This window comes from Tamlana crocina (assembly GCF_012037625.1).
In genome coordinates this window covers 1-580 of sequence record NZ_JAAVJS010000103.1, presented here as the reverse complement: position 1 = coordinate 580, position 580 = coordinate 1, and the positions used below count along the sequence as shown (strand labels likewise).

The window sequence follows — 580 nt, the reverse complement described above, 5'->3', positions numbered from 1 at the left end:
AAATGTGTTCTTAGCCTACCTCGTGGGAAGCAAAAGATTACTGCAGTACGTTACCCAAGGGCCGCTGGAAAACCTTAGCACCTTCACTGCCCTAATGATCTTTACCGGTGTCTTCTATTTTATCTTCTCCTGGTTCAGAGAACAGGTTTGTACTATTGCCTGCCCCTACGGGAGATTACAGAGTGTACTGCTGGATAAGAAATCTGTAGTTGTGGCTTATGACAGGAAAAGGGGAGAAAGAACACAGGGCCGTTCAAAATTCAAGAAGAATGAAGATCGCGCGGCTTTGGGAAAAGGAGATTGTATCGACTGCTTCCAGTGTGTGAATGTATGTCCTACCGGGATCGACATTAGGAATGGTACTCAGCTGGAGTGTATCAACTGTACCGCCTGTATCGATGCCTGTGATACGATTATGGAAAAAGTAGATCTTCCAAAAGGACTCATTGGCTTCTATTCTGAAGAGAATATTGAGAAAGAGGAGAAATTCACCTTTAACCCGAGAATGAAAGGCTTTGCAGCCATAATGCTGGTGCTGGTTGGAATATTATCGGGAATGTTGTTCATACGGTCTGATGTG

Annotated in this window: 1 protein-coding gene; it reads left to right on the top strand. The window is 44.3% G+C overall.

The window, feature by feature from the left end:
• A partial coding sequence (locus HC176_RS15820; RefSeq protein ID WP_167919958.1) for a 4Fe-4S dicluster domain-containing protein occupies positions 1-580 on the top strand: 580 nt, incomplete at both ends.